Annotated in this window: 6 protein-coding genes; all 6 read left to right on the plus strand. The window is 39.2% G+C overall.

What is annotated here, in order from left to right:
- Positions 1–431: AAA family ATPase (locus tag O9139_RS22180; protein WP_270880863.1), on the plus strand; the 431-nt coding region annotated here is incomplete at its 5' end.
- A 212-nt stretch (positions 432–643) separates the two neighbouring features.
- A complete protein-coding gene (locus tag O9139_RS22185) occupies positions 644–1,264 on the plus strand; it encodes a stalk domain-containing protein (RefSeq protein WP_270881610.1) in 621 nt (206 codons plus the stop codon).
- Between the two features lie 184 nt (positions 1,265–1,448).
- Positions 1,449–1,967, plus strand: coding sequence for a hypothetical protein (locus O9139_RS22190; RefSeq protein WP_270881611.1), 519 nt, complete (start codon positions 1,449–1,451; stop codon positions 1,965–1,967).
- A gap of 198 nt (positions 1,968–2,165) precedes the next feature.
- The gene (locus O9139_RS22195) at positions 2,166–2,501 is read left to right on the plus strand and encodes a hypothetical protein (protein ID WP_270881612.1); all 336 of its coding nucleotides are present in this window, start codon (positions 2,166–2,168) and stop codon (positions 2,499–2,501) included.
- Positions 2,502–3,031: 530 nt separating this feature from the next.
- Positions 3,032–3,415: a hypothetical protein gene (locus tag O9139_RS22200; protein ID WP_270881613.1), complete on the plus strand. Its 384-nt coding sequence runs from the start codon at positions 3,032–3,034 to the stop codon at positions 3,413–3,415.
- Positions 3,416–3,606: 191 nt separating this feature from the next.
- Positions 3,607–4,893: an IS110 family RNA-guided transposase gene (locus tag O9139_RS22205; RefSeq protein WP_270877637.1), complete on the plus strand. Its 1,287-nt coding sequence runs from the start codon at positions 3,607–3,609 to the stop codon at positions 4,891–4,893.
- Positions 4,894–5,279: the final 386 nt, after the last annotated feature.

A 5,279-nucleotide genomic window follows, 5' to 3' on the forward strand; every position in this document is an offset into this window, starting at 1 on the left:
AATGCGCGTTGATTGAGGGCGATCTTCTACTTCATGTATACCGAGGGGAGAACGAACCGCCTTGGGAGGAACGACTGAAACTAGCTTGGCTTAATATCACTGCAGTGACTCGAAATTTGCTTAGGCATGGGCTAAATGTTGTTATCGATTTCGTAGTTGAAGACGAGCTGCAAGGGTTCTATGACCAACTGTCGGATCTCGACGCGACACTCTATTATGTTGTGCTGCATGCGGAACCGGAAACCCTCGCCGCTCGACTCAGTCAGCGAGGAGATGCACAGTATATCCAACGTTCGCTCTTCCTTCGGAATAAGTTGATGGCGTCACTGACTAATGAGCCATTCCTGCTGGACGCCGACCGCAAGCGGCCAGAGGAAATCGTTGAGGAAATCGTTAAAGGTACCAGATTTCGGATCCAAAGGTTACTCTAAGTGAGGAAATTACCTTATTACAATTCAACTAACGGGACACGATAGTTGAACCCAGAGAAGGGAGCAGACCACCAAGGTGCTGCTCCCTGATTCATGAAAGTAACGGGCAGGATAATGCGGCAATAGGATTGAAGAAAAATAAATAAATGGTAAAACTTTCTATCCGTTCACTCCGTCTATAAGTATAGTTTAAACAAAGGAAGTGATGAATTTTGAAAAAGTTTGTTTTAGGTCTAATTTGCGGAGTTTGTTTAACAGCTACAACTGCTGTATATGCCGCAGACACAATTCAAGCGTATTTGTTTCCTGCGAAATTCGAAGTGAATGGACAAAACAAAGAGATCGGCAGTGAATATACGGTATTGAACTATAACGGTCATGCTTACGTACCTGTACGTTTTGTAGCAGAAAGCTTGGGTCTTGGAATAAGGTATGCAGACAAAGACAAAGTGATTTCGATTATGAATGAGCAAACCAACGTTGACGAAGTAACAAAACTGATTTGGCTGGTCCAATACCGCATATCTAACGGAGTGGACAGAAATTATGTAAAAGGTCTTTTAGGCGAACCGAGCGTAGAACGAACGAATGATGATTCCCAACAAGCGGTTTGGAGATATGATATATCGCCTATCCAAAGTTATAAATACGATGATTTAAACAAAATTGACGTTAAGGGTCTTGAACAAGGAGACATTAAAGCTCAGATTTTCATTTATTGGTCTAACGAAGACAAGGTTGAAAGAATTGCAATGTGGTACACAAAAGATAAATGGATTCATGTGAACAATTTATACGAAGACGGCTCGACCACAGATGCTATCTACGAATAAAGCTGGCTTTATCACTACGCTAACGAAAAACGTTACTTTGATTAAACAGCCTGCCGGCGCGATCCGACAGGCTGTTCAGCTAACGGGCAGTTTAATGGAGTCCTTACATCCAAATTAGAGTATCATAGAATATGAATAGGGTACTTAATAAAAGTAGGCTAAAATCAGGAAAAGGAATGACACAATGAACATAATAAATTCAAAAGAAATTGAAGTTTTAGATGCGACATTATCAGGTGTTATGAATAACGATGGAGTTATAGAATGGTACATAAACATAGATTGTGGCACCACCTATTTCGATGGAATTAGCACAAAACCAAGACTTTATCTTGAAAGATTTGAGTGGGGAATTACTTGCATTAAAGAAATTTTAACTTCAAAAATAATTATTGAAGAAGGCTCTAGATTAAGTAATAATACTATGTTACCTGGGGAGAGGTTATGTTGCCTATATGCTTTTGAGCATCAATTTTTAAATTATAAAAATGGAGACTTGCATGTTACCTGGAGAGCAATGAATTCTAATATTTATCCTGATAAATTTAAAATTGAAATGGATACGAAAATAGATTTTCTAGGATTTAACTTAGGTGAAATTGACTTAGAGTCTGCTATAAGAAACATTAAATTTAATACATCAGGACTAGTATATTATCAAGAGGACGGAACTCTTTACTTAATACCTGAAGGTAATGAGTAACATTTGTATGGAGCTGATTTAGGGCGGTTGCATTTACACTTGTTGAAGTATTTTAGATTAAACTAACGGGACACGATAGCTGAATAAATCACAGCGGCAGCCGTTTACATAATAGCTGGCAATGTTCTTCTTGAAACCTTTTTCTAGTTTCGGCAATATAGGAACTTAAGATGTCTAGATTCTTAAGGAGATGGGACATTGAGTATTATATTCTCTAACGTCAGTATAGATATTATGAATTTTGTTAATTCGAAAAATGATATTACTTTTGAATTTATTGATTCCAATGGCAGTGCAAAATATTGCGGCGAAGTACTTTGTAAAAATATTGTATCGTTTAAAATGGATACTTCATTTGATTCGGATGATGATACTTTTCTTCCTTATTTTGTTTGTGACGTTCGTGTCACGAGTATACATGAGAAAAATTTATCTGGAAAAAGCAAAATTGAACATTTGCAATTATTAAGTATGGAAGGAACTGAGACGGAAATTTCTGTACTATGCCATGAGATCGAAATCAGAAAGTTATAAAATGTAATGAATATGTTAGCATCATAACATTTAGGCATTTGGTATTTGTCTCTGATTGGCAGCTAAATTAACGGTGGACCTTAGTTCGATATTAATGATGTCTGTCCGAGTAATTGGACAGAAAAAAAGGCACAATCTCAACGAAAAGAGAGGTTGTATCTTTTTCATTTAAACATTTTTATTAAGCTAACCGGCAGTTATCTTAAAGGGAATGGGTATATTCTTCTAGAATATTATGGATTAAATTTTATTGGAAAGTAGGAGAACAGCATGGAGAATCACGCGAAGATGATTTTAAGTTGATGATATACCTATTATGACATTCGATGAAAATCAATATTATTCCCAACTTAACAAGATATACGATTGAACTAACTGGAAACGTTAGTTAATCAATCCAGGAATAGTTTGCCGCCGCGGCAGCAGCCCTAACCTAAGGGCAGGATAGTTCAATCATTTTGCCGAACTACGAAGTTCGCGAAAAAGACGTTATAAGAATTCCCCGCAAGACTAAAAGGAGAAGATTTATTATGATTTCAGTACATGATAATGAAGTGGTTTCCTATGAAGTCAATTTGAAAGATCATTATATTGTTATAAATACAGAATATAGAGAAATTGAAGTTAAGATTAGATTTACTGAAGTTATGGCACATTTATTTGAAGATCATTTACATGGAAGTATTCTTTTAGATATTGATAATCATGAAATAGATCAATTTATTGAGGGGAATATTGAAATCCTTGAAAAACATAAGCCGTATTGTTGGCCAGCGTATTATAAAACTATAAGTGAACTAAGGGAAAAGTTAATTAAAGAGCAGTATAAATACTATGTAATTTACTCTTCGTATGGTTTTAATGGATGGGTAATAGCCAAAGATATTCAGATTTTAAAAAGCGAAGCTACATGAAACGGAACCGAATCTTCGAAGACGGGGACATTTATAACACCGTATTTAAGCTTTGGGCCGTTCGGCAAGATCATTACGCTAAACATTCCTGTATAGCCTAAGAATTGGGCTTTGTCAAAAAAGGAGCGCCTCGGTATGATGGGTTTGTCCACGGGTTCAAAACCCAACACCATCAAGGAGGCGCTCTTATTATGAAGTTTAAGCAATCAGACGGACAAAATCAACGGATAGAACGAATTACCACTTCCCATCTTGTTGTAGGAATTGATATGGCGAAGGAAGTCCACGTAGCCCAAGCTACGAACTTTCGTGGGATCGTACTTTCTAGTAGGCATCTTTCTTTCAAAAACACCATTGAAGGCTTCGAGAAATTACAACGGTGGATCGACGGATTACAACAGAAACACCGATTAAAGAGTCTTATAATCGGAATGGAGCCCACAGGCCACTATTGGTATAACTTAGCCAATTGGCTTGATGACAAAGGTATAAATGTTGTCCTAGTAAATCCCGCAACTACGAAGCGAAACAAGGAAAATCGCGATAACAGCCCTTCTAAGAGTGATCCGAAGGATGCACTTGTCATTGCAGACGTTGTTAGTCGCGGCTACTACTATGATTACACACGCCAGGCAACCAATTTCCAAAGAATACGTACCATTATGAGCGATCGCGAATTTTGGGTCACGAATAGCGTTCGGCTGCAGAATCGAATTATCCGCTGGCTTGATATGCGTTTCCCTGAATATACGACGGTATTTAAACATTGGACCTGTCCACGATCAATAGCGACCCTCAAAGAATTTCCTTCCCCGCTAGAACTTAAAGATCAATCGACAGCGGATGTAATTACACGTTGGAGAAACCATATGAAGCGAGCTGGTGGTTCAACTGGTATTCAGAAAGCTGCCGAACTCATCTCTCACGCTAGCAAGAGTGTGGGGGATACAACGGCACTCGAGGATGCAAAGCAGGATCTCCAACGCTTAATAGACGAGTACGAGCGCATCGTCGATATATTAGAACAAATTGAAAAAGACATTGCAACCGTACTCGATGAGATTCCTATAGCAAGCCAGCTAAGATCTCTTAAAGGGCTGGGGCCAATCTATATTGCAGCCATTCTGTCAGGTGCAGGTGATCTAAAACAGTATGCCCATGGACGACAATTACTACGAAGGGCTGGGTTAAACCTCGCTGAAAGCATGTCGGGAAAACGAAAAGGGGAAATCGTAATCTCGAAAAGAGGAGATGCCAAACTGCGGAAATATTTGTATCTGGCTACTCTTACATTGGTGGGGATCAATGCTGTTTTCCGACAGTTGCATGAAGAAAATGTCCAAATAAAGCATATGAGTAAACAGCAGTCGGTGTTTAAACTGCTTGGGAAGTTGGCGCGGGTTCTAGTCGGTATGGTTCAGCGTGATGAGTCGTTCACTCCTGAAAAAACGATCCATAATTACACTCAAGCTGCGTAAGATTTATTAAAACGTGAATTGAGTCATTCGCAGGATTTCAGAAAAAGAAAGCACGGAGGACCGAGTTCGTATCCGATAAGGGCTTTGCCCCATCCGCTAAACGCTATCGGTCTCCACACCTTGGATAAGTGTAACGAAGGAATGTTAGGGCAGGGACCCGTAGAGCCGTGGGATGGTAAACTTCCAGGGTTATTGTGGAGGATACGTGCAGCAGAGTATAATTGGGGAAATGTTCCAAAGCGTTCGTTTCTTCTATTTCGGCATGCCCACAACACAAAGTTTACGGGTAAAAAAGCTCTATTTCCTACGGACCACTGCATTCCAACGTGAGAAATCCTGCGAATGACTGAGTATACGTGAGATAAACCCTTAAAACCGAGGGACGG

Source organism: Paenibacillus aestuarii, from assembly GCF_027789125.1.
Lineage (GTDB): Bacteria > Bacillota > Bacilli > Paenibacillales > NBRC-103111 > Paenibacillus_E > Paenibacillus_E aestuarii.